Source organism: Vibrio sp. Vb0888, from assembly GCF_033338835.1.
Taxonomy (GTDB): Bacteria; Pseudomonadota; Gammaproteobacteria; order Enterobacterales; family Vibrionaceae; genus Vibrio; species Vibrio alginolyticus.
On record NZ_JAWOTL010000152.1, the window covers coordinates 1 to 1332 of the forward strand.

Genomic DNA, 1332 nt, shown 5'->3' on the forward strand with positions numbered 1-1332 from the left:
AACCTGCATCTTTAGATTTGTACCAAGCTTTAACATCGTTACCCACAGCAGAAAACACGCTCGGGGCGATATCGTAGAGGTTCATCACCCCTTTCAATTGATAAGAGTCACCTTCACGATCATCCGCACTGCCACCAATAGGCGTAAAGGTTAAACCGCCATCGAAAGAGACATAGTTAGAATCGGTTTGACGACCTTTACTGTGACCGAACTCGGCTTTCAAATAGGTGCCTTCTGATGCTCGTAGCGTTAAGTCTGTGCCGTACGCTTCATAGTCTTGGTTATCTTTTTCTTCGGTTTGATAGTTTGCACCTACACCGATGTAGTCGTTTACCCAACCTTTGACGCGTCCACCAGCGGTCATTGCACCAAGCGCTTCACTGCCTTGAGGCACGTATTCATAATCGACAGCAAGATAGTTGTCATAACCGTCAGCTGGGGAGTCGTTAATGACCGAGCCAAAGTTGTCAGAAATGATGTTGTTTAGTCGTTTGGTTAGAATAATTCGGCCTTGGTATGGGTCGACTTCATAGTCACGTCCCGACTGCAACGGCAGTTCTTGCAAGGTGATGCCGCTGTTTGGGTCGACCACCTTAACCATCACTTTGTCGCTGCCCGGTACAACTTCGCCATGGCGTAAGAAGTACAGCGAACCGCCAGTACCTAAAAATTCATCGTGCGCAAACAGCGAGTCCGATTCGGCGGCAAAGCCAACGATGTTAAGACGATCTTCACCGAACTTGGTGGTAGAACGTGTGCGATAGTCACCTTTGAAACCATATAGGCTGCGGTTGTAATCGTTGTTGTCAGTACCAGTTATACCTGTGTTGTAGTTCCCCCACAAAACGTTGGATTTGTCGTATTCAACGTTGAGATACACTTTGCCTTTGGTGTTGACCACTTTGTAGATGTTCGAGCTGTCACCGTAGTTGCCGTAATACATTTCATCGTCGTCTTCGAGAATGTCGAATACGCTGGATGAATCAGAGGCAAACGGGTGCTTAAACATGTCTCGCACGTCACTCTCTTTGGTATCAAAGTGGGTGGTGATTCGGAGTTTGTCACCAAACTTACCTTGGCCAAAATACGCTAAGCGACCTTGGTTATAGATATCATCTTGATATTGGTCATCAACCGCCAATGCTGCCGAATTACCTGTGACTTTGTTTTTACCAATGTAGAAATCCGCCAAACCCGCTTGTACCCAATATTCATCCGGAATACGCACGTACAGTTGGTAACGTCGCTCTTCACCGCTATCAAAAACCACACGAGTTGGGAATAGATAGGCGTCAGCTGGCAAGTATTGTTCGGCGTAAAGCTCGCCCTCTT

1 pseudogene is annotated in these 1332 nt (G+C 47.0%); it reads right to left on the bottom strand.

Annotated features, from left to right (window positions below):
* A pseudogene (locus R7P72_RS24625) lies at nucleotides 1–1332 on the bottom strand (hypothetical protein); the annotation flags it as partial.